Origin of the sequence: Streptomyces spectabilis, assembly GCF_008704795.1 — a bacterium.
GTDB lineage: Bacteria > Actinomycetota > Actinomycetes > Streptomycetales > Streptomycetaceae > Streptomyces > Streptomyces spectabilis.
Genome location: NZ_CP023690.1, coordinates 6845292 through 6870419, shown reverse-complemented (window position 1 = coordinate 6870419; position 25128 = coordinate 6845292). Strand labels below are relative to the sequence as shown.

Annotated in this window: 19 protein-coding genes; 3 read left to right on the top strand and 16 right to left on the bottom strand. The window is 73.0% G+C overall.

The features are described 5' to 3' along the window. Positions 1–92: 92 nt before the first annotated feature. From CP982_RS30275 to rimP, 8 genes are all read right to left on the bottom strand, one after another. A complete protein-coding gene (locus CP982_RS30275; RefSeq protein ID WP_229879759.1) occupies positions 93–3614 on the bottom strand; it encodes a serine protease in 3522 nt (1173 codons plus the stop codon). A gap of 291 nt (positions 3615–3905) precedes the next feature. Beyond that, positions 3906–4814, bottom strand: coding sequence for a tRNA pseudouridine(55) synthase TruB (gene truB / locus CP982_RS30270; protein ID WP_150513369.1), 909 nt, complete (start codon positions 4812–4814; stop codon positions 3906–3908). Continuing rightward, positions 4811–5266, bottom strand: coding sequence for a 30S ribosome-binding factor RbfA (gene rbfA, locus CP982_RS30265; RefSeq protein ID WP_030686059.1), 456 nt, complete (start codon positions 5264–5266; stop codon positions 4811–4813). Before rbfA ends, truB begins: the two co-directional genes overlap by 4 nt. Positions 5267–5314: 48 nt before the next feature. Next, complete coding sequence (locus CP982_RS30260) at positions 5315–5611, bottom strand: DUF503 domain-containing protein (RefSeq protein WP_150515774.1); 297 nt, start codon at positions 5609–5611, stop codon at positions 5315–5317. Between the two features lie 260 nt (positions 5612–5871). Further along, complete coding sequence (gene infB / locus CP982_RS30255) at positions 5872–8967, bottom strand: translation initiation factor IF-2 (RefSeq protein WP_150513368.1); 3096 nt, start codon at positions 8965–8967, stop codon at positions 5872–5874. A gap of 147 nt (positions 8968–9114) precedes the next feature. Continuing rightward, complete coding sequence (locus CP982_RS30250; protein WP_150513367.1) at positions 9115–9414, bottom strand: YlxR family protein; 300 nt, start codon at positions 9412–9414, stop codon at positions 9115–9117. Between the two features lie 141 nt (positions 9415–9555). Next, entirely contained in the window at positions 9556–10554 is a 999-nt protein-coding gene (nusA, locus tag CP982_RS30245; RefSeq protein WP_150513366.1) for a transcription termination factor NusA, read from the bottom strand. 2 nt (positions 10555–10556) lie between these two features. Further along, positions 10557–11066 (bottom strand): ribosome maturation factor RimP, encoded by a 510-nt coding sequence (gene rimP / locus CP982_RS30240; protein WP_144321242.1) that lies wholly within the window; start codon positions 11064–11066, stop codon positions 10557–10559. Between the two features lie 274 nt (positions 11067–11340). Here rimP and CP982_RS30235 point away from each other — a divergent pair, with 274 nt between their 5' ends. The 3 genes from CP982_RS30235 to CP982_RS30225 all read left to right on the top strand — a co-directional run bounded on the left by CP982_RS30235 (position 11341) and on the right by CP982_RS30225 (position 13304). Next, positions 11341–11877 carry a hypothetical protein gene (locus tag CP982_RS30235; RefSeq protein WP_150513365.1) on the top strand — a complete coding sequence of 179 codons (537 nt, stop codon included), beginning with the start codon at positions 11341–11343 and terminating at the stop codon, positions 11875–11877. Beyond that, the gene (locus CP982_RS30230; protein ID WP_150513364.1) at positions 11874–12338 is read left to right on the top strand and encodes a DUF4439 domain-containing protein; all 465 of its coding nucleotides are present in this window, start codon (positions 11874–11876) and stop codon (positions 12336–12338) included. Before CP982_RS30235 ends, CP982_RS30230 begins: the two co-directional genes overlap by 4 nt. Positions 12339–12401: 63 nt before the next feature. Then, the gene (locus CP982_RS30225) at positions 12402–13304 is read left to right on the top strand and encodes an aminoglycoside phosphotransferase family protein (RefSeq protein ID WP_150513363.1); all 903 of its coding nucleotides are present in this window, start codon (positions 12402–12404) and stop codon (positions 13302–13304) included. A gap of 83 nt (positions 13305–13387) precedes the next feature. Here the strand turns inward: CP982_RS30225 and CP982_RS30220 are convergent, their stop codons facing one another. The 8 genes from CP982_RS30220 to CP982_RS30185 form a co-directional block, all read right to left on the bottom strand. Then, a complete protein-coding gene (locus CP982_RS30220) occupies positions 13388–15082 on the bottom strand; it encodes a proline--tRNA ligase (RefSeq protein ID WP_150513362.1) in 1695 nt (564 codons plus the stop codon). A 139-nt stretch (positions 15083–15221) separates the two neighbouring features. After that, a complete protein-coding gene (locus tag CP982_RS30215; RefSeq protein ID WP_150513361.1) occupies positions 15222–15770 on the bottom strand; it encodes a GNAT family N-acetyltransferase in 549 nt (182 codons plus the stop codon). A gap of 126 nt (positions 15771–15896) precedes the next feature. Further along, on the bottom strand, positions 15897–16745 hold the full coding sequence (locus tag CP982_RS30210) for a GNAT family N-acetyltransferase (protein WP_150513360.1): 849 nt from the start codon (positions 16743–16745) through the stop codon (positions 15897–15899). Between the two features lie 104 nt (positions 16746–16849). Next, positions 16850–18643 (bottom strand): alpha-L-fucosidase, encoded by a 1794-nt coding sequence (locus tag CP982_RS30205; RefSeq protein WP_184926482.1) that lies wholly within the window; start codon positions 18641–18643, stop codon positions 16850–16852. Positions 18644–19070: 427 nt separating this feature from the next. Continuing rightward, complete coding sequence (ispG, locus tag CP982_RS30200; RefSeq protein WP_150513358.1) at positions 19071–20225, bottom strand: flavodoxin-dependent (E)-4-hydroxy-3-methylbut-2-enyl-diphosphate synthase; 1155 nt, start codon at positions 20223–20225, stop codon at positions 19071–19073. Positions 20226–20444: 219 nt separating this feature from the next. After that, complete coding sequence (locus CP982_RS30195) at positions 20445–21746, bottom strand: M50 family metallopeptidase (RefSeq protein ID WP_150513357.1); 1302 nt, start codon at positions 21744–21746, stop codon at positions 20445–20447. After that, positions 21743–23008: a 1-deoxy-D-xylulose-5-phosphate reductoisomerase gene (gene dxr / locus CP982_RS30190; RefSeq protein ID WP_150513356.1), complete on the bottom strand. Its 1266-nt coding sequence runs from the start codon at positions 23006–23008 to the stop codon at positions 21743–21745. The genes CP982_RS30195 and dxr overlap by 4 nt, the downstream gene beginning before the upstream one ends. A gap of 121 nt (positions 23009–23129) precedes the next feature. After that, positions 23130–25088, bottom strand: coding sequence for an acyl-CoA dehydrogenase family protein (locus CP982_RS30185; RefSeq protein ID WP_150513355.1), 1959 nt, complete (start codon positions 25086–25088; stop codon positions 23130–23132). Positions 25089–25128 lie beyond the last annotated feature (40 nt).

The following is a 25128-nucleotide window of genomic DNA, read 5'->3' as shown; positions in this document are numbered from 1 at the left end:
CCCTTGCCGATTGCGCAGGTCTAAGAGTGCCATGCCGACAGGTTGTCGCTCGCATCGGCCGGGGTGGTGGTGCTCACGCCGACTTGGGGAGTTCACACCGACACAGGGACGGCGTCCGCGACCCCCTCGACGGTACGGCGGGCGCTCGGGCCGATGAGGGCCGCCCAGTCCTGCGGGGCGTCCGTCATCCAGCGGGCGAGGCGGGCGGCGAACCCCGGCGCGTGCCGCGCCAGGTCCACCAGGGCGCGGTCGAACCGGGTCGCGCCCTCCGGCGTGCGGCCGAGCAGCAGGCCCGCGCGCTGCACGAGGTGCCGGTCCCGCTCGGCGTCGCCGCCGCGCCCGGCGACCGCGCGCAGCACGGCCTCGACGACGTCCGGGTCCCGCTCCTGGGCGAGCAGCAGGTCGAGCAGCTCGGCGCGCAGCGGCCGCGAGGCCTGGCCGCCGGGCGCCGCGAGGACCGGCGCGAGGGCGCGGCGCACCTCCACGGCGCCGGTCCGCAGCAGCCCCGTGACCGTCGGGAACAGCACCGCCCGCACGCCGGGGCCGCGCTCCAGGAGCAGATCGACGTACGCGGCCACGGCGCCGGCGGACTCCGGGCACTGCTCGGCGTGCTCGCGCACCAGGGCCGCGACGCGGTGCGCCAGGGCGGGCGGGGTCACTCCCGCGAGGTCCCGCAGCAGGTCGCGGGGGGCCGTGCCGGGGCCGTGGAGGCGGGCGCGGAACGCCGCGAGCACCAGGTCGGGGTCGGTGGTCAGGGCGTCCGCGAGGGCGCTTCCCGGCAGCCACGGGTCGCCCGCCGCGAACGCCTTGAGCGCGGTCGGCAGATGCCGCGCGCGGGTCTGCGGGTCCCGCACGAGCAGGGCGAGCGCGGCGCCGTGCAGGGAGGCGTCGCCGGGCCGTGCGAGCAGCGCGTAGGCCGCGTACCGCAGGAGGGTGCGGTCGGCGTCGGCGGTGGCGTGCCGGGCCGTGCGCAGGCCCCAGACCACGGCGGCCACGCGGCGCGCCGCCCGGTCGTCGCGGGCCCAGCGGTCGACGGCGCGGCACACCGCGGACGGCTCGTCCTCGGCGAGCGCGCCGAGCAGTTCGTCGGCGCGGGTGTGCGCGCAGTCGGCCAGGGCCTCCGTGAGGTCGTCGATGGCGCGGTGCCGGTGGGTGTGCAGCAGGGCCTGCGCGGCGGAGGCGACGGTGGCGTCCGGGGTGGCCCGCAGCGGGCTCTCGTCGGTGAACCAGCGCGTCAGATGGCGCTGGACGGCGCCGGGGTCGGCGGCGAGGTCCTCGGCCACGGCGTCCAGGACGCGGCCCGCCGTGCCCGGCGGGCCGTCGTGGGGCACGACGGCCCGCAGGAGGTCGTAGCGGGTGGCGTCCGGCAGCGGGAGCGTCATCCAGAAGGCCGGGGGGAACTGCCGCCGCTCAGCGAGCGCGCGGAGCACGTCCAGATAGGGGCTGGCGTCGGGAATCCGCAGGAGGACCTCGCCCAGGAGGTGCCGGGCCCACCAGAGGGCGTCCTGCGCGCTGTCCGGCTGCTCGGCGCGGCGGGCGGCGGTCGTGTCGAGCGCCGCGAGGGCCGCCGCGAGTCGGCCCAGGCACACGGCCAGCTCCGCCGCCCCCTGCTGGCGTTCGACGAGCAGCAGGGCCTGGAGCACGGGGCCGATCCGGTGCCGGGGCACCGGCAGGGAGCGGGTGGCCGGTGCCGGGCCTTCGGCGTGGCGGTACACCAGGGACGCGAGCGCGCCCTCCACGTCCAGATGGGTGCCCTGGAGCCAGTCCGCCACCTCCTCGTGCGCGAAGCGGTACCCGGCGCCCGCGGGGACCAGCAGGCCCTCCGCGAGGACCGCCGACGCCCAGCCGGTGCAGGCGTCGTGCCCGGGCAGGGCGCCCCACGGGAAGACCTCCTCGAAGGCGGCCCGGTCGAGCTCGCCCTGGCCGGGCCCGAGGCACCGCCGCGCCGCCTCGTGGACCTGGCCCGCCACCCGCGCGGCGAGCCGCCGCACGGCCGTCCCGCGCAGCCCGTTCGCCGCCGCGAGGCGGACGGCGACGCGCAGGCTCATCAGGTCCAGATGGGCGGCGAGGATCTCCTCGCGTCCGGGCCGTCCCGGCGGCGCGCCGGGCAGCGCGGCCCGCACCTCGGAGAGCAGCCGCAGCGCGAGGGGGTGCCGGGCGTCGGCGGCGGCGAGGGCCTCGTCCGGGATGCCGTACCGCGCGCGGGCCCTGCGGGCCTGCGGCTCCGGCAGGTCGCCGAGCCGTACGCAGCCGGGCAGCGCGTCCCCGAGGGCTCCCGGTCCCGGGCGGCCGGGCGCGGCCTCCGACGGGGTGTGCAGCAGTGCGGCGGGGAAGTGTGCCCCGGCCCGCTCCCAGTACTCCGCGCGGCAGGCGACGACGAGCCGCGCCCCGGTGTCCCGCAGCCAGCCCGCGGTGCCCGTGCTCCATTCGGCGAGCCGGTGGGCGAGGACGGGAGGCATCTCCTCGGGCCCGTCGAGCAGCAGCAGGAGCGGCCGCCCGGCGTCCCGGACGAGCCGTGCGACCCGGCCCGGGGAGATGTCCCCGAGGCCCTCGCCCGCCGGGCGGGCCTCGTCCGACGCGGCGAGGATGCGGCAGGACCGCTCCAGAGCGCGCGCCACCGCGTCGGACACGGAGGTGTCGGCGTCGCGCAGGTCGGCGCCGCGCAGCCACAGGGTGGGCGCGGGCGCGCTGCCCCGGGCGCGGCGGGCGGCGAGCGCGGCCAGCTCCGTGGTCCGCCCGGTACCAGGGTCGCCGACGAGCCCGAGCACGCGTGCGCAGCCGCTGGTGAAGTCCGTGAACTCCCGTGCCGTGTCCGGCCGTTCGACGGGCTCGGGTCCTGGCGCGTCCGGCCCGTCGGAGCCCACCGACGTGGCGGTCAGCTGCAGGGCGCCCGCGAGGTTCAGATCGGGGCCGTACGCGGGCACGGTGGCCTCGTTGCGGGCGAGGAGCGCGGCGAGGGGGCCGCTCGGGTCCCCGGCGGCAGCGGCGCGCAGCGGCACCGCGAACCCGGCGGCGCGATGCGGGGCGTGCAGGGCGGTGGCGAGGACGGCGACCACCGCGCCGGACTCGGCGTCGAGGACGGGCCCGCCCGCGGCGCCGCCGCCGAGCCGCAGGGCGTCGGCGCCGTCCGTGCCGATGGCCAGCTCCATGGCGGTGTCCAGGACGTGGAAGCGGTCGGTCGCCGCGTACGTCACCGACACGGAGTCCAGGACCCGTGCCTGCCGCCAGCCGCCCGCGGCGATCCGTACGTACGAGCCCACCGGCGCGGCCTCGCGCACGGTGACGGGCAGCGGCTTGAGGCCGAGGCCCTCGGTGCGCACCAGGGCGAGATCGGCCTCGGGAAGGGCCGTCACGGCGTCGGCGGCCACCACGCAGGTGCGCTCGCCCGCCGCGTGCAGGACGATCCGGGCGAGGCCGTCGACGGCCTCGTGGCTGGTGATCACGGTGCCGAGCTCGTCGGCGGCGAACCCGGCGCCGCGCGGGCGCCCGGCCAGGTCGCAGATCCGCACCAGGGACCACTGGGGCGCGCCCCAGTCGGCCGGTCCGGCCGTCGCTCCCCTGCGGCCCCGGGCCCGGTCCCCGCCGCCCCGGGCCCGCGGGCCCCGTCCCGCCATGCGCGCACCTCCCCGCTTCCCGACCCCCGTTCCTCCGACCGTAGGTCGGCGGTGATCAGCGGGACAGAACGCGAGCCGAACGCGCCCCCTTCCGCTCCCGTGGTTCACTCCGAGCGCCTGCTCGTTGGGGTGAAAGCACGGACGAGCGTGGATACATCTTCCTTGGGGGGGATGTGGAGCGGCGGACGACTGTGCGCCGCTCCACAACACGAAGGGCCAAGCCCCGTCAGGCCGAGCGCAGTCGAGCAGCGCTCAAATCAACGTGCCACGGCACGCTCGGGCGGCGGCCGTTCAGACGAACACAGCGAGGCTCTTCGCCTTGCCGCGCGACTCCTCGGCCAGGACCAGGAACTGCCCCTCCGGGCCGAAGACGGCCACGGGCCCCTTGCCCGCGTACTCCTCGGGCATCTCGATCCGCACGCCGTTGGTGAGCAGCCGGGCCCGCTTGTCGTCCACGTCCCAGCGCGGGAAGGCCGCAGCGGCCGCGTCCGCCACCGGCATCACCGTCAGCTCCTCCTGGAGCTGGTCGAGGGTGCGTGCCGAGTCCAGCTTGTACGGCCCCACCCGGGTGCGGCGCAGCGCCGTGAGGTGCCCGCCGACGCCGAGGTCCGCGCCGAGGTCCCGGGCGAGCGCCCGGATGTACGTGCCGGACGAGCAGACCACGGACACGACCAGGTCGAGCACGGGCGTGCCGTCCTCGGCGACCGCGTCGCGGATGTCGTACACCTGGAAGGAGGACACCGTCACCGGCCGGGCCGGGATCTCGAAGTCCTCGCCGTCGCGGGCCCGCTTGTACGAGCGCTTGCCGTCGATCTTGATGGCGCTGACCTTCGACGGCACCTGCATGATGTCGCCGCTGAGCTTGGCGACGGCCGCGTCGATGGCGTCCCGCTTGACGCCGGAGGCGTCCGCGGAGGCCGTGATCTCGCCCTCGGCGTCGTCCGTGACGCTGGACTGGCCGAGCCGGATCGTGCCCAGGTACTCCTTCTCCGTCAGCGCCAGATGGCCGAGGAGCTTGGTGGCGCGCTCGACGCCGAGCACCAGGACGCCCGTCGCCATCGGGTCGAGGGTGCCCGCGTGGCCGACGCGGCGGGTCTTGGCGATGCCCCGCATCTTGGCGACCACGTCGTGCGAGGTGAAGCCGGACGGCTTGTCGACGATGACCAGGCCGTCCGGCGTGTCGGTGGTGCGCTTGGTCATGAGGCGGCGTCGCCGTCCGTCTCCTCGTCCTCTTCGGGCTTGCGGTACGGGTCCGCCCCACCGGCGAACTCGGCGCCCGCGGAGGCCTCGCGGACCTTCGCGTCCGAGGCGCGCGCCCGGTCGAGGAGGTCCTCGATCGCTCGCGCGTTGTCGGGCAGCGCGTCCGCCACGAAGGTCAGCGTCGGCGTGAACTTCACTCCCGCCGCGCGCCCGACCTCGGAGCGGAGGACGCCCTTGGCGCTCTCCAGGCCCGCGGCCGCGGCCGCGCGCTCCTCGTCGTCGCCGTAGACCGTGTAGAAGACGGTCGCCTCCCGCAGGTCACCGGTGACCCGGGTGTCCGTGATGGTGACATGCGTGCCGAGGCGCGGGTCCTTGATCCCGCGCTGCAGCTTCTGGGCCACCACCTCTCGGATGAGGTCCGCCAGCCTCTTCGCCCGCGCGTTGTCGGCCACTGCTCCGTCTCCTTCTGTGCTGTGCTCGTCGCTGGTCGTTCGAGCCGTTCAATCGTCGTCGTCACCGTGGAAGCGCCGTCGTACCGACAGCAGCTCCACTTCGGGCCGGGCGGCGACGAGCCGTTCGCACCGGTCCAGTACCTCGGTGAGGTGCGCCGCGTCCCCGGAGACCAGCGCCAGGCCGATCTCGCTCCTGCGGTGCAGCCCCTGGTGGCCGACCTCGGCCGCGCTCACCGCGTACTTCCGCTGGAGTTCGGCCACGATGGGCCGGACGAGGGAGCGTTTCTCCTTCAGCGAATGTACGTCGCCGAGGAGCAGGTCGAAGGACAGAGTCCCCACAAACATGTGTGTGCCGGATGTCCCGCCGGTCCGGGATCGCGCCCCGCCCGTGGTTGGCAGGGTCACCAGAACCGTACAACGAGCGGGTGGGCCGGTACGACGGGATTTCGCCCCCGCCGCCCCTGCCCGTTCCCGATCCTGGGGGCTCCGCCCCCCAGACCCCCGCTCCTCAAACGCCGGAGGGGCTGAAAGACGGCGCGGAGCGCCGAAACGCGGCCGGGGGCCGCCCGGGGTGGAACCCCGGGCAACCCCCGACGCTGCGAACGCTAGGCCCGCGGCTTCTCGCGCATCTCGTACGTCGCGATGACGTCGTCGACCTTGATGTCGTTGAAGTTGCCGAGGTTGATACCGCCCTCGAACCCTTCGCGGATCTCGGTGACGTCGTCCTTGAAGCGACGCAGGCCCACGATGTTGAGCTCCTCCGCGATGACCTTGCCATCGCGCAGCAGTCGGGCCTTGGTGTTCCGCTTGACCTCGCCGGAGCGGATGAGCACACCCGCGATGTTGCCCAGCTTGGACGAGCGGAAGACCTCGCGGATCTCCGCCGTGCCGAGCTCGACCTCTTCGTACTCCGGCTTGAGCATGCCCTTGAGGGCCGCCTCGATCTCCTCGATGGCCTGGTAGATCACCGAGTAGTAGCGGACGTCGACGCCCTCGCGCTCCGCCATCTGCGCGGCACGTCCTGCCGCGCGGACGTTGAAGCCGATGACGATGGCGTCGGAGCCCATGGCCAGGTCGATGTCCGACTCGGTGACCGCACCCACGCCGCGGTGCAGCACGCGGATGTCGACCTCCTCGCCGACGTCCAGCTGGAGCAGGGAGGACTCAAGGGCCTCGACGGAACCAGAAGCGTCACCCTTGATGATGAGGTTGAGCTGCTGGATCTCGCCGGCCTTGAGCACCTTGTCCAGGTCCTCGAGCGAGACGCGGCGGACGCGCTTGGCGAACGCGGCGTTGCGCTCGCGGGCGGCGCGCTTCTCGGCGATCTGACGGGCCGTACGGTCCTCGTCGACCACCAGGAAGTTGTCGCCCGCGCCCGGGACGTTGGTGAGACCGAGGACGAGGACCGGGGTCGAGGGACCCGCCTCTTCCACGTTCTCGCCCTTGTCGTCGAGCATGGCGCGCACGCGGCCGTAGGCGTCACCGGCGACCATCGTGTCGCCGACGCGGAGGGTACCGCGCTGGACGAGGACGGTCGCGACGGCGCCGCGGCCCTTGTCCAGGTGGGCCTCGATCGCGATGCCCTGCGCGTCCTGCTCCGGGTTGGCCCGCAGGTCGAGCGAGGCGTCCGCGGTCAGGACCACGGCCTCGAGCAGGGAGTCGATGTTGAGACCCTGCTTGGCGGAGATGTCGACGAACATCGTGTCGCCGCCGTACTCCTCGGCCACCAGACCGAACTCGGTGAGCTGACCGCGCACCTTGGTCGGGTCGGCGCCCTCGACGTCGATCTTGTTGACCGCGACCACGATCGGCACGTCGGCCGCCTTGGCGTGGTTCAGCGCCTCGATCGTCTGGGGCATCACACCGTCGTTGGCCGCGACCACGAGGATCGCGATGTCGGTGGACTTCGCACCACGGGCACGCATGGCGGTGAACGCCTCGTGACCCGGGGTGTCGATGAAGGTGATCGCGCGGTCCTCGCCGTTGACCTGGGTCGCGACCTGGTAGGCACCGATGTGCTGGGTGATGCCACCGGCCTCGCCCGCGACCACGTTGGTCTTGCGGATCGCGTCGAGGAGTCGGGTCTTACCGTGGTCGACGTGACCCATGACGGTCACGACCGGCGGACGGGCGATGAGGGCCTCTTCGCCGCCCTCGTCCTCACCGAACTCGATGGAGAACGACTCGAGCAGCTCGCGGTCCTCCTCCTCGGGGCTGACGATCTGAACCGTGTAGTTCATCTCGTCGCCGAGGAGCTGCAGCGTCTCGTCGGAGACGGACTGCGTGGCCGTGACCATCTCGCCGAGGTTCATCATCACCGCGACGAGCGACGCCGGGTTGGCGTTGATCTTCTCGGCGAAGTCGGTGAGGGAGGCACCGCGCGACAGGCGAACGGTCTCGCCGTTGCCGCGGGGCAGCATCACGCCGCCGACCGACGGGGCCTGCATGGCCTCGTACTCCTGGCGCCTCTGCCGCTTCGACTTGCGACCGCGACGCGCGGGACCGCCGGGACGGCCGAAGGCGCCCTGCGTGCCACCACGGCCACCGGGACCACCCGGACGACCACCGAAGCCGGGACGGCCGCCGAAGCCACCGCCGCCGCCACCGGGACCACCCGGACGACCGCCGCCGCCACCGGGACCACCGGGACGACCGGCGAAGCCGCCGCCGCCACCGGGACCACCCGGACGACCGGCGAAGCCGGGACGACCGCCGCCGCCACCGCCGCCCGGACGGCCACCGCCGCCGGGACCGCGGCCACCACCGGGGCCACCGCCGGGACGCGGGCCCGCGGCGGGACGCTGCGGCATCATGCCCGGGTTCGGACGGTTACCGGCGGGGCCGCCGCCGGGACGCGGGGCCTGCGGACGGGGCATGCCGCCCGGGGTCGGGCGGGGACCGCCCTGGCCCTGCGGACGCGGAGCGCCGCCGGGACCGCCCTGGCCGCCCTGCGGGCGCGGGGCGCCGCCGGGGCCGCCCTGACCGCCCTGCGGACGCGGGGCACCGCCCGGACGGGGCGCCTGCGGGCGCGCCATGCCGGTGGAGCCGCCGGACGTGAAGGGGTTGTTACCCGGACGCGGCCCTGCGGGACGGCCGCCGGGACGCGGGGCGCCACCCTGGCCGCCGGGGCGCGGGGCACCCTGACGGTCGCCGCCGCGCTGACCCTGGCCGGGCGCCGGACGGGCACCGGGCTTCGGGGCACCGGGACGGGCGCCGGGGCGCGGCGCGGTCGGGGCGCCGGAGGACGCCGCGGGGGCCGGAGCCGCCGGGGGCGCCGTGAACTCGGGCGCGGCCGGGGCCGGAGCCGCCGGGGCGGCGGGGGCCGGCTTGGGCGCGGGCGGCTTCGGGCCCGGCGTCGGACGCGGACCCGGGGTCGCCGGGGCGGCCGGCGCGGGCTTGTCCGCGCTCTCCGCGGGCGCCGGTCGGGGCGCCGCGGGCTTGGGCGCGGCCGGACCCGGACGGGCGGCCTGCGCGGGGGAGGGTGCCGCGGGCTTCGCGGCGGGCTTGCGCGGGGCGGGCTTGCCGGACTTGCCGGAGCCGTTGCCCTGCTGGAATGCGTCAGTCAGTTTGCGTACCACGGGCGCCTCGATCGTCGAGGACGCCGAACGTACGAATTCACCGAGTTCTTGGAGCTTGGCCATGACGACCTTGCTCTCCACCCCGAACTCCTTGGCGAGTTCGTATACCCGGACCTTAGCCACTTCGCTCCTTTTAGGTCCGGGTTACCGCCGGACCGTCGCTACTTCATGGGCGTACTCATCGCGTACTCATCGAGTGCTCATCGCAATCTCGACCTACTTCCAACTCGCGAGGTACCAGGACCGCACAGGGGCTCCGTGCGGCACGTTTTACGGTGTTGCCTGCTCGGCAACGGTCTCGGCTGTCTCGAGGTGCCCGCGCAGCTCCGCCGTGTCGAGCGGTCCCTGGAGCCGGAAGGCCCGTGGGAACGCCCGGCGGCGGACCGCGAGGTCGAGACAGACGAGGGCGGGATGTACATACGCACCCCGGCCGGGCAGCGTACCGCTTGGATCGGGGGCGCAAACGCCCTCGATCGCCACGATGCGCAGCAGCTCACTCTTGGCCGCTCGCTCCCGGCACCCCACACAGGTGCGCTCAGGGCATGCTCGGGCATGCGTCCGGCCAGACACGCTTAAGTCTACCTCCCCGTACCGACCTCACCCCTTTGGGGCAAAAATCGAACGGTTGTTGTCTTGATCAGTAACGTGACCAGGACGAGGGGGGTGCGCGCAACCGGTTTTCCGGACGACGTCACTCCCCCTCGGGAACGGTCACCTCTCGGCGTCCTGGCCCGGCTGCTCGGTGTCCGGACGGATGTCGATCCGCCAGCCGGTGAGCCGGGCGGCGAGGCGGGCGTTCTGGCCCTCCTTGCCGATGGCCAGGGACAGCTGGTAGTCCGGCACCGTCACGCGGGCGGAGCGTCCTGCCATGTCGACGATCTCGACCTTGCTGACCCGGGCCGGGGACAGCGCGTGGGCGACCATCTCGCCCGGGTCGTCCGACCAGTCGACGATGTCGATCTTCTCGCCGTTGAGCTCGCCCATCACGTTGCGCACGCGGCTGCCCATCGGGCCGATGCAGGCGCCCTTGGCGTTCAGGCCGGAGCGGGTCGAGCGGACCGCGATCTTGGTGCGGTGCCCGGCCTCGCGCGCGATGGCGGCGATCTCCACGGAGCCGTCGGCGATCTCGGGGACCTCGAGGGCGAACAGCTTCTTGACCAGGTTCGGGTGCGTGCGCGAGAGCGTCACCGACGGACCGCGCACGCCCTTGGCCACCCGTACGACGTAGCTGCGCAGACGCATGCCGTGCGGGTAGTCCTCGCCCGGCACCTGCTCCTGCGCGGGCAGGATGGCTTCCAGCTTGCCGATGTCCACCATGACGTTCTTCGGGTCGCGCCCCTGCTGGACGACACCGGTGACGATGTCGCCCTCGCGGCCCGCGTACTCGCCGAGCGTCGCGTCGTCCTCGGCGTCGCGCAGCCGCTGCAGGATGACCTGCTTGGCGGTGGTGGCGGCGATCCGCCCGAAGTCGGACGGGGTGTCGTCGAACTCCTTGGGCTCCTGGCCCTCTTCGAGGTCCGCCGGGTCCTCCGTCGCCCACACCGTCACGTGGCCGCTCTCGCGGTCCAGCTTCACGCGTGCGCGACGGAAGCTGCCGTCGGTGCGGTGGTAGGCGATGAGGAGGGCCGACTCGATCGCCTCGACCAGCAGGTCGAAGGAGATCTCCTTCTCCCGTACCAAGCCCCGCAGGGCACTCATGTCGATGTCCACGGCTACGCCTCCTCCTCTTCCTTCATGCTCTTGTCGTCCTTGCGGTTGAACTCGACTTCCACACGCGCCTTGACGATCTCGCCGAAGGTCAGCCTGCGGGCGGTGGGCTTGCGCCCCTTCACGCCGGGGACCTCCAGGTCGACGCCCTCGTCGTCCACCGTCACGATGCGCGCGACGAGCTCGGCGCCGTCGGCGGTCTGGATGCGGGCGAGGCGCCCGACGGCGCGCTCGTAGTGGCGCTGCTCCTTGAGGGGGCGCTCGGCGCCCGGGGAACCGACCTCGAGGGTGTACTCCCCCTCGCCCATGGCGTCGGTCTCGTCGAGCTTCGCGGAGAGCGCACGGCTCACATCCGCGATCTGGTCCAGATCCACGCCGTCCTCGGAGTCGACGACGACTCGCAGCACCCGCTTGCGTCCGACCGAGGCCACTTCGATCTCTTCGAGATCCAGGTCCTGGGAGCTGACGAGCGGTTCCAGCAGTTCCCGCAGCCTCTCGCTCTGGGTGGTGCTCATCCGGGTGACTCCTCGGCCGCGTGTGCTGTTGTGGGATCGTCGCGTGTCAGGTCAAAGGGTATCCGGTCCTGGAGGGTGTTGCCGTCCACCCGGCCGGGCGTCCGCCCCGGGCTTCCGTACGCGCGTGCGGGACCGAGCCGGTCACGCGTGCGAGGAGGGGGCGAAGGTACGGTGATCACCGGGCCTCGGCCCGTTCTGTGCCGCCGCCACCGTTCGCCGCCTTGAGGGCCCCCTGCCCCGTGCCCTCGCGGCCCGCCTCCCGAGGACGCCTGCCGTGCCGTCGTATCCCACCCTCTCGCGGTCCCGACCGGGGCCGCGCCGCAGAAGTCTGCTCGCCGGGACCGCCGGTGCGGTGCTGCTCACCGGCTGCTCGGACACCGGGTCCGGCGACGGCGACGGACGGTCGGCCGACGCCGAGCGGCTGCGCGCCCGCGCGGCCCGCGACAGCGCCGCGCTGCTGCGCCGCTACGACGCCGTGATCGCGGCCCACGCCCCGCTCGCCGGCCGGCTCCGGCCGCTGCGGGACGAGGTGGCCCGGCACGTGGAGGTCCTCGCGGACGGCGGGTCGACGCCGGTCCCGGCCTCCGCGACGCGCGCGCCGGAACCGCCCGTGCCCGGCGGGCCCAAGGACGCCCTGCGGCTGCTCGCCACGGCCGAGCGCGAGCTGGCCCGGCGGCGCGGGAAGCAGCTCCTGGACGCGCCGGGCGAGCTGGCCCGGCTGCTGGCGTCGGTCGCGGCCGCGGGCGCCGCGCACGCGTACCTGTTGACGGAGAAGGGCACCGAGGGCGACCGCGAGGGGGGCGACAAGTGAGCGCGCGCAAGGACGAGTTGGCGGCGGTGCAGGCGGCGCTGCGCGCCGAGCACGCGGCCGTGTACGGCTACGGCGTCGTCGGCGGCCGCGTCGGGGACGCGCGCCGGGCCGAGGCCCGCACGGCCTACGACGCGCACCGGGCGCGCCGCGACGAGCTGCGCCGCGCGGTGCGGGAGCTCGACGGCTCGCCGGAGCCGTCGGCGGCGGCGTACGCGCTGCCCTTCCCGGTGCCGGACGCGGCGGCGGCCGTGCGGCTCGCGGCGTCCCTTGAGGAGCGTCTCGCCGGGGTGTACGCCGATCTGGTGCGGGCCGCCGAGGGGGCCAGGCGGGCCGCCGCGGCCGAGGCGCTGCGGGAGGCGGCGGTCCGGGCGGCGCGGTGGCGCGGCGGGAGCGTAGCCTTCCCTGGGCTCGCCGAGCGGGCCCGCGGGGCCGGGGACCCGTCCGCGACCCCGCGGACGTGATCCGGCCACCGCACACGCACCCCGGCGGAGCTGGGACCTGGCTGGGAAAGGAACACCTCGCGCATGGCTTTCGAACCGCCGCCGCGCCTCCTCCGTGCGCTCGGCGAGACGCCGGGCGGCGCGGACACCGACGACTGGCTGCGCGGCCTTCCGGACCGCGCCGATGAGGCGGTCGCCGGGCTCGGCCTGACCGTCGAGCGGGTGCAGGTGCCCGGCGGGCGCAGCAGCCTCGTCCTGCTCGTGCGGCGGGCCGACGGGACCCCGGCCGTCCTGAAGCTGGTGCCGCCGCGCTCGCGGCCCGCGGGCGAGCGTGCCGCGCTCGCCCACTGGGGCGGGCTCGGCGCGGTGCGGCTGCTCGACGCCGACGCGGTCCCGGACGGCGTGCTGCTGCTCGAACGCCTCCAGCGGGACGTCTCCGTACGGTCCCTGCCCGAGGCCAAGTCCATGCTGGAGGCCGCGGGGACGCTGCGGCGGCTGTGGGTGGCGCCGCCCGCGGGGCACCGGTTCGAGACGGTGGCCGAGCGGACGGAGCGGCAGGCCGAGGCGATGCGGGCCTGCGCGGACCCGGACGTGACCCCGCTGGTGGACGCGGCCCTCGCGGCGCGCGCTGAGCTGCTCGCGGACGCGCCGGAGGAGCGGCTGCTGCACGGCACCTTCCGGCAGAGCAAGGTGCTCGCGGCCGAGCGGGTGCCGTGGCTGGCCGTGGGGCCCGATCCGGTGGTCGGCGAGTGCGCCTTCGACCTGGCGCGGCTCGTACGGGACCGGGTCGAGGACCTGATCGCGACGCCGTCGGGGGCGGCGGTGACGCGGCGGCGCGTCAAGCGGCTCGCCGAGTCCCTCGACGTGGAGCAGGAGCGGCTGCGCGGGTGGACGCTGTTCCGGGCCGTGGAGTCGGGCGTCCGGGCCCTGCGCGTGGGCCGCGACCAGGACGCGGAGCTGCTCCTGGAGTTCGCGGGCTGGCTGTAGCCCCCGGGGAACGCCGAGGCGCCGGACGGGCCGGACCGTGCCGCAAGCGGCACGGTCCGGCCCGTCCGGCGTTCGCAGGCCCGTTACGCCGAGAGGCGGGCGATCGCGTCCGCGACGGAGAGCTCCTCGCGCTCACCCGTGCGGCGGTCCTTCAGCTCCAGGACCCCCTCGGCGGAGCGGCGGCCCGCGACCAGGATCTTCGGGACGCCGATGAGCTCCGCGTCGGTGAACTTGACGCCGGGAGAGACGCCCGCGCGGTCGTCCACCAGGACCCGCACCCCGGCGGCGTTCAGCTGCTCGGCGACGTCGAGCGCCAGCTCGGTCTGGACGGCCTTGCCCGCGGCCACGACGTGGACGTCGGCGGGCGCGATCTCCTTGGACCAGCACAGGCCCTGCTCGTCGGCGGTCTGCTCGACGAGCGCGGCCACGGCGCGGGAGACGCCGATGCCGTACGAGCCCATGGTGACGCGCACCGGCTTGCCCTGCTGGCCGAGCACGTCGAGCTGGAAGGTGTCGGCGTACTTGCGGCCGAGCTGGAAGATGTGGCCGATCTCGATGGCCCGGTCGAGCTTGAGCCCGGCGCCGCAGGCGGGGCAGGGGTCGCCGTCCTCGACCACGACGACGTCCAGGTACTGGTCGACCTCGAAGTCGCGGCCGCAGACGACGTTCTTGGCGTGCGTGTCGGGCTTGTTGGCGCCGGTGATCCACGCCGTGCCGGGCGCCACGCGCGGGTCGGCGAGGTAGCGGACCTTCTGCAGGCCCTGCGGGCCGATGTAGCCGCGGACGAGGTCGTCGCGGCCCTCGAAGTCCTCGGCGGTGACCAGCTCGACCTCGGCGGGCGCCAGGTGCTCGGCGAGCTTGCCGAGGTCGACCTCGCGGTCGCCGGGCACGCCGACGGCGACGATCTCGCCGTCGACCTTGACGAGCAGGTTCTTGAGCGTCGCGGAGGCCGGGACGCCCAGGTGCTCGGCGAGGGTCTCGATCGTCGGGGTGTCAGGGGTGTCGAGGTCCTCGGCGGCGGGGTGCGCGGCGCCCTCGACCGGCTTCAGGGCGAAGGTCACGGCCTCCGTGTTGGCGGCGTAGTCGCACGCCGGGCAGTCGACGAAGGTGTCCTCGCCGGCCGGGGCCGGGGCCAGGAACTCCTCCGACGCCGAGCCGCCCATCGCGCCGGAGACCGCGGAGACGATGCGGTAGTCGAGGCCGAGGCGCTCGAAGATGCGCTGGTAGGCGGCGCGGTGCAGGGCGTAGGCCTCGGCGAGGCCCTCGTCGGTGGTGTCGAAGGAGTACGAGTCCTTCATCTGGAACTCGCGGCCGCGCAGGACGCCCGCGCGGGGCCGGGCCTCGTCGCGGTACTTGGTCTGGATCTGGTAGAGGATCACCGGCAGGTCCTTGTAGGACGCGCACTGGTCCTTGACGACCTGGGTGAAGATCTCCTCGTGGGTGGGGCCGAGCAGGTACTCGGAGCCCTTGCGGTCCTTGAGGCGGAACAGCAGGTCGCCGTACTCCTCGTAGCGGCCGCTCGCCTCGTACGGCTCCTTGGGCAGCAGGGCGGGCAGGAGGACCTCCTGGCCGCCGATGGCGTCCATCTCCTCGCGGACGACCCGGGCGACGTTCTCGTAGACCTTCTTGCCGAGCGGCAGCCAGGTCCAGATGCCGGCGGCGGTGCGGCGCACGTAACCGGCGCGGACCAGCAGCTTGTGGTTGAGCGTCTCCGCGTCCGCCGGGTCGTCGCGCAGTGTCTTGACCATCAACCGGGACATGCGCTGGACCTGGGCCATGATGAACTCCTGCGTTTTCCTGACGGGGGCGTCTCGTGCCGGGGATCGGCCTTCGGCCTCGTCCTCAAACGCCGGACGGGCTGAGTCCCCCGGGTGCTGGGCGCAGGTTATCCGGGGCACGGGCGCTCGTGGAAATCGGTCAGTGGGCGCCGGGCCGTCGCAGCGGCAGGGGCGCGCCCATCACGGCGTACGGCTTCGGGGCGCTGGGGAAGAGCACCTGGCAGGCCAGGTCCGCGTACCCGAGGGAGCGGTACAGGCCCCGGGCCGGGCTCTCGGCGTCGATCGCGGAGAGGATCGAGCGGGGCTCGGCGGCGCTGTCCGTGATGCCGGTGATCAGGGCGCGGCCGATGCCCCGGCTCTGGTAGCCGGGGCGCACGTGCAGTTCGGTGATCACGAAGGAGTGGTCGAGCCAGCCGTCCGTGCCCTGGGCCCGCAGATAGGGCTCGACGACGGTGGACCACCAGTGGGCGCGGTCGTTGGGCATGCCGTAGACGAAGCCGACGAGACGGCCGTCGGGGGTGGTGGCGCCGAGGGACCGCGCGCCCGGGTAGGTGAGGTGCCGGAGCACGATCTGCCGCCGTACGGCCACCTCGTCGTCGCCGAGTCCGAAGGCGAGCGCCTGCACGCGCAGCGCCTCGTCCACCCGTGCGGCCAGGTCGAGGGGGCCGATCACGACGTCGTCAGTCATGCGGGAACCCTACTTCGCGGCACGTCGCGGGAGCGCGGGGCGACGGGGCGGATCGAGCCGGGACGGCGGGTGCGGGGTGCCGCGCGTGGTCACCACGGCACGCTCGGGTCAGAACAGCACGCCAGGTCAGAACAGCACGCTCATGAACGCGCCGACTTCCTCGAAGCCGACCCTGCGGTAGGCCGCGCGGGCCGGGGTGTTGAAGTCGTTGACGTACAGGCTGACGACGGGCGCCACGTCCGCGAGGGCGTAGCGCAGGACGGCGGCCATGGCGGGGGCGGCGAGGCCGCGGCCGCGGTACTCGGGGGCCACCCACACGCCCTGCACCTGGCAGGCCCGGGGGGTCGCGGCGCCGATCTCGGCCTTGAACATGACCCGGCCGTCGCGGTCGAGGCGGGCGAAGGAGCGGCCGGAGCCGACGAGTTCGGCGACCCGGGCCTGGTAGAGCAGGCCGCCGTCGCCGGAGAGCGGCGAGACGCCGACCTCCTCGGTGAACATCGCCACGCACGCCGGCATGATCGTCTCCATCTCGTCCTTGCGGACGCGGCGGACGTACGGATCGGGCGTGACGTCGTCGGGGAGCCGGTCGGCGACCATGAGCGGCTGCTGGGCGCGGACCTCGCGGGCGGGGCCCCAGGAGGGTTCGAGGAGGCGCCAGAGCTGGGCGGTGGCCTCGGCGGGGCCGACGATGGAGGAGCAGCGGCGGCCGGTCCTGCGGGCCCGGTCGGCGAAGGCGCGCACGGCGCGCGGGGTGGCGCAGATCGGCACGAGGTTGGCGCCCGCGTAGCAGAGGGACTCCAGCATGCCGTCGGCGTACCAGCCCCACATCTCGCCGCCGAGGCGCCACGGGTCGAGGCCCGCGACCTGCACCCGGGCGGTCACGAAGGCGTTGGCGACCGGCTCGCGGTCGAGCACGGCGAGCGCTGCGTCCAGGTCACTCGGTTCGAGGACCCTGGTGGTGGTCTGGGTCAACACGGGCGGGGCCTCACCATACGGTCTGCTGATCTCCGCACTGTACCTGGCAAGGTTCCGTGACGCCGCCCGGTCACGGAGGGCGGCCGGGCGGCCGCGCCCGTCGGTCAGCGGCTCCGTACGTGGTCGTGGCCCACCTGGATCTCGTCGATCCTGAGGCGGCGGTGGAAGTTCGGGGCGCTGGGAGCGCTCCAGGTGGTGCTCACGTCGAGCTTCAGATAGCGGGCCTTCAGACCGTCCGGACCGTCGCCGAGGTCGATGAAGCGGATGCCGCGGGCGCTCTCCAGGACGCCCGCCGCGACCTGGCGCCACCGTCGGCCGTCGTCGCTCGCCGACACCGTGTAGTCCTTGATCCGGGCGGAGTCCTCGGGCCTGCCGAAGGTGGAGCGGTTGTGGGTGGGGGACCACTCGCGCTGGTTGACCCCGAGGTACGCGGCCTTCCTGCGGCCGCCGAGGTCGAGCGTGAAGGAGACGGGCAGGGTCCCCTGGTTGTCCGTGTACGTGGTGAAGTCGCCGTCGGTGAGCCGGGGTTCGTCCGCCGTCACCGAGCCGGTGGGGTAGACGCCGTAGCGGTCCTTCGCCGTCTCCACCTTCAGGACGGTGTCGTAGGCGTCCCAGTCCTCGATCGACCGGATGGTGAGGCGGCCGTCCCGCTGGTCGTACGGCAGGCGTGCGCCGGTGCGCAGGTCGCTGACGGCGGTGACGCGGTGGCCGTTGTCGCGCAGGCGGACCCGGTCGCCGGTGGTGGGCCGGGTGGTGACGTGGACGTACTGCGTGGTGGGCCGGGCGCGGCTGACGGTGACGTAGCCGTACGCGCCGTCGTTCCAGGCGCCGGGCTGCATGCCGCCGTGGGCGTAGCCGCCGCCGTGGACGCCGTGCAGGGACTCCCGGATCGGCGGCAGGTAGTCCTTCATGAAGTCGGTGAACTTCTGCTGCTGAGGCGGGAAGCGGCCGTCGACCATGGCCTGGAGGTCCATGAGGGACTTGATGGAGGTGCCCGCGTTGGCGACGTACCGGCCGACGTTGAGGCCCGTGTCGACGGGGCGGTCCTGGCCGTCGTACCACCAGGCGCCGGTGCTCGGCACCTTGTAGCAGGACTCGGTCAGGCGTGGCATCGGCGTCCAGATCGCCGACGGCTGGTCGTAGGCCGGGGTCATGCCGGTCTTCTGCTCGTGGGACACCATGTCCATGATCGGGGTGTCCTCGTTGTTGTTGCTGAGCGTCAGGTCCGGACGCCGTTCGCGGATCTGCTCGTAGAGCCGGTGCCGCTCCCAGTACTCGTTGTCGTTGTCGATCCAGAAGCCGGACAGCTTCGGCTGGTCCGCCATGACCTCGAAGAAGTTGTCGTACGAGAACTCGCCGAAGCCGGGGCGCGTGGTGAGGTCGACGTCGCGGCCCTTGTGGGCGGAGTACGCGGCCGAGTCGAGGGTCTCGACGCCCTGTTCGTCGTGCCACTTGGGGTCGTCGGTCATGTAGAGGATCGTTCTGACGCCCTTGGCCTCGCCCGCCGCGATCAGCTCGCCGAGGAAGTCGCGCCGCGTGGAGCAGCTGCCGGGGATCTTCGACGGCCAGGGGCGGGCGTAGCCGAGGCGGGAGTGGAAGGTGGCGAGGACGATGTAGCTCGCGTCGAGCTTCCTCGCCTCGTCGACCCAGTACTCGGGGGTCCAGCCGCTGTCGGTGACGGCCTTCTCCCAGGCCGCGCAGTCGTAGTGCTTGGGGCTCGTGAACATGCCCCAGTGCAGGAAGAGCCCGGCGGTGGCGTTGCGGAGCGGCTGCTGGCGGGGCGGGTCCGCGGCGGGCGGTGCCGGGCGGGCGGTGCCGGTGCCGGTGCCGACGAGCAGGAGACCGCTGAGCAGGGACAGGACGGCGGCCCACAGGGGCAGGGCGCCGCCGCGTCTCATGAGCGATTCGCTACGAGGCGCGCCCGTTTCATCGGATGAATCACCGTCGGCAACCCTGCGGCGGGGCGGTGGCGACGAGCGGCGGTTCCTCTGCTTCGCGCGGAACATGGCGGCTCTCCCGGGCGTCGACGGATACGGGAGCGCTACGAGAGCGCCTCACCGGCCGAGCTGCCCGAACAAGGTCTCGCTATACATCGGACCTGTCAAGGTGGCGGGCTCGCGGCCGGACGGCACCTGGGCTGTGCCCACCCGTCCCGCCCTGCGGGACGATTGCCCACAGCGGGGGGCGGGTTCCGCGCTTAGAGTGGGCCCGCCCACCCGCAGCGCTCCGCGTCGGGGCCGGGCTCGCGCAGCCGGGGAGTCACGGGTGGGTGGGTGGGAAGGGCAGTCGGGGGAAACCGGGGCCCGGCCTCGGCGGGGGCGGGGCTCAGCTGATGGTGACCTCAGGCTCGCCCGAAGGGATCCCGTCCTTCTCCATCTGCTCCGCGATCTTCATGGCCTCCTCGATCAGGGTCTCCACGATCTTCGACTCGGGCACCGTCTTGATGACCTCGCCCTTCACAAAGATCTGCCCCTTGCCATTGCCGGACGCCACCCCGAGATCGGCCTCACGCGCCTCACCCGGACCGTTCACGACACAGCCCATGACCGCCACCCGCAGCGGCACCTCCATGCCCTCGAGCCCCGCCGTCACCTCGTCCGCGAGCTTGTACACATCCACCTGCGCCCGCCCGCACGACGGACACGACACGATCTCCAGACGCCGCTGACGCAGATTCAACGACTCCAGAATCTGAATCCCGACCTTGACCTCCTCCGCCGGAGGCGCCGACAACGAGACCCGGATCGTGTCACCGATACCCTCGGCAAGCAGCGCACCGAACGCCACCGCCGACTTGATCGTGCCCTGGAACGCCGGACCCGCCTCCGTCACACCCAAGTGCAACGGGTAATCACACGCGGCCGCCAACTGCCGGTAGGCATTGACCATCACCACCGGATCGTTGTGCTTCACCGAGATCTTGATGTCCCGGAAACCGTGCTCCTCGAACAGCGACGCCTCCCACAGCGCCGACTCCACCAGAGCGTCCGGCGTCGCCTTGCCGTACTTCTTCAGGAGCCGCGCGTCCAGGGAGCCCGCGTTCACACCGATCCGGATGGGCGTGCCCGTCTCACCGGCGGCCTTCGCGATCTCCTTGACCTTGTCGTCGAACTGCTTGATGTTCCCCGGGTTCACCCGGACCGCCGCACAGCCCGCGTCGATCGCCGCGAACACGTACTTCGGCTGGAAGTGAATATCGGCGATCACCGGGATCTGCGACTTCCTGGCAATGACCGACAGCGCGTCCGCGTCGTCCTGCGTCGGGCACGCCACCCGCACGATCTGACAGCCCGAAGCCGTCAGCTCGGCGATCTGCTGAAGCGTCGCCCCGATGTCGGACGTACGCGTCGTCGTCATCGACTGCACCGACACCGGTGCGTCCCCGCCGACGGCCACCGAACCGACCTGGATCTTGCGGCTGACCCTGCGGTCGGCCAGCTTGGTCGGAACGGACGGGATTCCGAGAGAAACGGCAGTCATCTGGCGTGCATCCCCAAGTGTGGATCAAGGTCCCGAGTTCGGCGGGCTCCGGGCTTCGCGGCATCGCGCGGCAACGTCGCTTGTTCGCGGGTTCGAGATTACGGCACCCCACAGGCACCAAGCACATCCTGCCCCGATGTCCACCCATAGGCAGGCGGGACCGCACATACGAAGGCGGCCGGGCACACACCGTGCCCGGCCGCCGCAAACTTCGTACGCCTAGGAAATTCTGACCGGGTTCACCACATCCGCGATCAGGACCAGGATGGTGAAGCAGATGAAGATCCCCGCCACCACATAGGCCACGGGCATCAGCTTCGCCACGTCGAACGGGCCGGGGTCCGGTCGCCGCAGGACCTTCGCCGCGTTCCGGCGCAGCGACTCCCACAGTGCGCCCGCGATGTGACCGCCGTCCAGGGGCAGCAACGGCAGCATGTTGAACAGGAACAGCGAGAGGTTGAACCCGGCCAGCAGGAACAGCATCAGCGCGATCTGGTTCTGCGGCGGGATGTCCAGGGTGAACACCTCACCGCCGACGCGGGCCGCGCCCACCACGCCCATCGGGGAGTCCTGCTTGCGCTCGCCGTCGCCGAACGCCGCGTTCCACAGGTCGGGGATCTTGGAGGGCAGGGCGACGATCGACTCGACGCCGTTCTCCATCATGGTGCCCATGCGGTCCACGGACTCGCCGAAGGACTGCTGGACGATGCCGGAGGCGGGGGTGAAGCCGAGGAATCCGGCGTACACGTACTTGCCCTCGACGTAGCCGCCGTCGCCGTCCGTCTTGCTGACCTGGTTCTTGATCAGGTTGGCGTGCAGGTCGACGCGCTTGCCGTCGCGCTCGACGGTGATGGTGGCGGGGCCGATCGTGTCGCGGATCCTCGACTGGAGCGCGGACCAGTCGTCCACGTCCTTGCCCTGGAAGGCGACGATCTTGTCGCCCGCCTTGAGGCCCGCGGCCTTGGCGGGGGCGGGCTTGTCGCCCTTCTCGCACGTGTTGCGGTTCTGGCCGGCCTCGATGACGCAGTCGGAGACCTTGCCGACCGAGGTGGTCTGGGTGCTGATGCCGAAGGTCATCATCACGCCGAGGAAGATCACCACGGCCAGGATCAGGTTCATGAACGGGCCCGCGAACATGACGATCACGCGCTTCCACGGCTTGCGCGTGTAGAAGAGCCGGGACTCGTCGCCGGGCTTGAGCTCCTCGAACGCGGCGGAGCGCGCGTCCTCGATCATGCCGCGCCAGGGCGAGGTGGACCGCGCCTCAAGGCGCCCGTCGGGCCCCGGCGGGAACATGCCGATCATGCGGATGTAGCCGCCGAGCGGGATGGCCTTGATGCCGTACTCGGTGTCGCCCTTCTTGCGGGAGAAGAGCGTCGGGCCGAAGCCGACCATGTACTGCGGCACGCGGATGCCGAACATCTTCGCGGTCGACAGATGGCCGAGCTCGTGCCAGGCGATCGAGAAGAGCAGCCCGACCACGAAGACGCCTATGCCGAGGATCATCATCAAGGTCGTCATGCACGAGCCTCCGCGGTCGTCTGGGTCGAAGCCGTCAGTTCCCGGGCCCGGGCCCGGGCCCAGGTCTCCGCCTCGAGGACGTCCGCCACGGTCAGGGAGGTTCCCGTACGCGGTGTGCCGTGCTCGCCGACGACCCGGGTGACGGTCTCCATGATGCCGTTGAACGGCAGCGCGCCCGCCAGGAAGGCGTCGACGCACTCCTCGTTGGCCGCATTGAACACCGCCGGGGCCGTGCCCGCGAGCTCCCCGACGTGCCGGGCGAGCCCCACCGACGGGAACGCCTCGGTGTCGAGGGGGAAGAACTCCCAGGTGGAGGCCTTCGTCCAGTCGAACGCGGGCGCCGCGTCCGGCACCCGCTCGGGCCAGCCGAGCCCGATCGCGATGGGCCCGCCCATGTCCGGCGGGGTCGCCTGGGCGAGCGTGGAGCCGTCGGTGAACTCGACCATGGAGTGCACGTACGACTGGGGGTGGACGACGACCTCGATGCGGTCGAAGGGGATGTCGTAGAGGAGGTGGGCCTCGATCACCTCCAGGCCCTTGTTCACCAGGGTCGCGGAGTTCACCGTGATCACCGGGCCCATCGCCCACGTCGGGTGCGCGAGCGCGTCCTTCGGCGTGACGTCGGCGAGCTCCGCCTTCGTACGGCCGCGGAAGGGGCCGCCGGACGCGGTCACGACGAGCTTGCGGACGTCGGCGCGGGTGCCCGCGGCGAGCGCCTGGAAGAGCGCGGCGTGCTCGGAGTCGACCGGGATGATCTGGCCGGGCTTGGCGAGCGCCTTGACCAGCGGGCCCCCCACGATCAGCGACTCCTTGTTGGCGAGCGCGAGCGTGCGGCCCGCCTCCAGGGCGGCGAGCGTGGGGGCGAGGCCGATGGAGCCGGTGATGCCGTTGAGCACCGTGTGGCAGGGCGAGGCAGCGAGCCGGGTGGCCGCGTCCGGACCCGCGAGGATCTCGGGGAGCGGCTCCCCGGCCCCGTACTCCTCGCGCAGCGCCTCCCGCAGCGCGGGCACGACGTCCTCACGGGCGACCGCGACGGTCCCCACCCGAAGGCGCCTGGCCTGCTCGGCGAGCAGCGCGACGCGGCCGCCCGCAGCGGACAGGCCGGTGACCCGGAAGCGGTCGGGGTTGCGCAGCACGAGGTCGATCGCCTGCGTACCGATCGATCCCGTGGAGCCGAGGACGACGATCTCCCGCGGCCCGTCAGTGGTGACGGGGTCGAAGACGAGATGCGGGTCGGCGAGGGGTGCGGGGCTTTCGCTCATCCCCCCATTGTGGCCGTTGCGCCCCCGCGATCCGACAGCGCCTCTCGGCCCGCACCCCTGATCCGCACGCCTGTGCGCCCCTTCGGGCGGCCTTCTCCCGAAGGGGCGCACGCGGCGGGCGTCAGCGGATGGGGCGGTGGACGTTCTCCCGTTCGCTGGGACCCGGCGCCGCGTCGGCGATCCACGGTCCGTCGTCGCTGGGGTCGATCACGCCCTGCTCCAGCCAGGTGTACGTACCGGCGAGGACGCCCTTGACGACCTGGCGGTCCAGGTCGTCGGTGTTGGTCCACAGACGCCCGAACAGCTCGTCGACGCGGATGCGGGACTGGCGGCAGAACGCGTCGGCCAGCTGGTACGCCTCGCGGCCGTGGTCCTCGGTGGTGCGCAGGAGATCGGCGCGCACGCACGCCGCGCTGATCGCGAACAGCTCCGCGCCGATGTCGACGATCCGGCCGAGGAAGCCCTGCTTGGTCTCCATGCGGCCCTGCCAGCGCGACATCCCGTAGAACGTGGAGCGGGCCAGGCGCCGCGCCGCGCGCTCCGCGTACCTCAGGTGCCCGGACAGGTCGGGGTGACCGGGCGGGGCGAAGTCGGCGTACGCGCGCGGGAGCTGGCCGGGTCCCGCGACGAGCTTGGGCAGCCAGCGGGCGTAGAAGGCGCCGGCGGCGGCGCCGGCCCTGGCCTTGTCGGACAGGGTCTTGTCGGGATCGATCAGGTCGCCCGCCACCTTGAGGTGGGCGTCGACGGCCTCGCGGGCGATCAGCAGGTGCATGATCTCCGTCGAGCCCTCGAAGATGCGGTTGATGCGCAGGTCGCGCAGGATCTGCTCGGCCGGTACGGCCCGCTCGCCGCGGGCCTTGAGGGACGCGGCGGTCTCGAAGCCGCGGCCGCCGCGGATCTGCACCAGCTCGTCGGCCATGAGGCAGGCCATCTCGGAGCCGTACAGCTTGGCGAGGGCGGCCTCGATGCGGATGTCGTTGCGGTCCTCGTCGGCCATCTGCGAGGACAGGTCGAGTACCGCCTCAAGGGCGAAGGTCGTGGCGGCGATGAAGGAGATCTTCGACCCGACGGCCTCGTGGTAGGCGACGGGCTTGCCCCACTGCTCGCGGGCGCCCGTCCACTCCCGGGCGATCTTCAGGCACCACTTGCCCGCGCCCACGCACATCGCGGGCAGCGAAAGGCGGCCGGTGTTGAGGGTGGTGAGGGCGATCTTCAGGCCCGCGCCCTCCGGACCGATGCGGTTCGCGGCCGGGACGCGCACCCGGTGGAAGCGGGTGACGCCGTTCTCCAGGCCGCGCAGGCCCATGAAGGCGTTGCGGTTCTCGACCGTGATCCCCTCGGACGCCGCCTCGACCACGAACGCGGTGATGCCGCCCTTGTGCCCCTCGGACCGGGGCACGCGCGCCATCACCACCAGCAGGTCCGCGACGACGCCGTTGGTCGTCCAGAGCTTCACGCCGTCCAGTACGTAGTCCTCGCCGTCCGGCACCGCGGTCGTCGCGAGCCGCGCCGGGTCGGAGCCGACGTCCGGCTCGGTGAGCAGGAAGGCGGAGATGTCGGTGCGGGCGCAGCGCGGCAGGAAGGCGTCCTTCTGCTCCTGCGTGCCGAAGAGCTTCAGCGGCTGCGGGACGCCGATCGACTGGTGCGCGGACAGCAGGGCACCGAGCGAGGGGCAGGCGGAGCCGACGAGCGCGAGGGCCTTGTTGTAGTACACCTGCGTCAGGCCGAGACCGCCGTACTTCGTGTCGATCTTCATGCCGAGCGCGCCGAGCTCCTTGAGCCCGTTGACCACCTCGTCCGGGATGAGCGCGTCCCGCTCGATGCGCTCGCCGTCGATCTTCGTCTCGCAGAAGTCGCGCAGCTTGGCCAGGAACTCCTCGCCGCGCTGGGCGTCCTGGGTGGCGGGCAGCGGGTGCGGGTGGATCAGGTCGAGCCGGAAGCGGCCGAGGAACAGCTCCTTGGCGAAGCTCGGTTTGCGCCAGTCCTGCTCACGGGCGGCCTCGGCGACCTGGCGGGCCTCGCGTTCGGTGACGGAGGGCTTCGATGCGGGGGACGGGGGTGGGGTGGTTGGTGCGGACATGAGGCTCACCTCGCCGCGAGTCGGGATCGTGGACCGATCA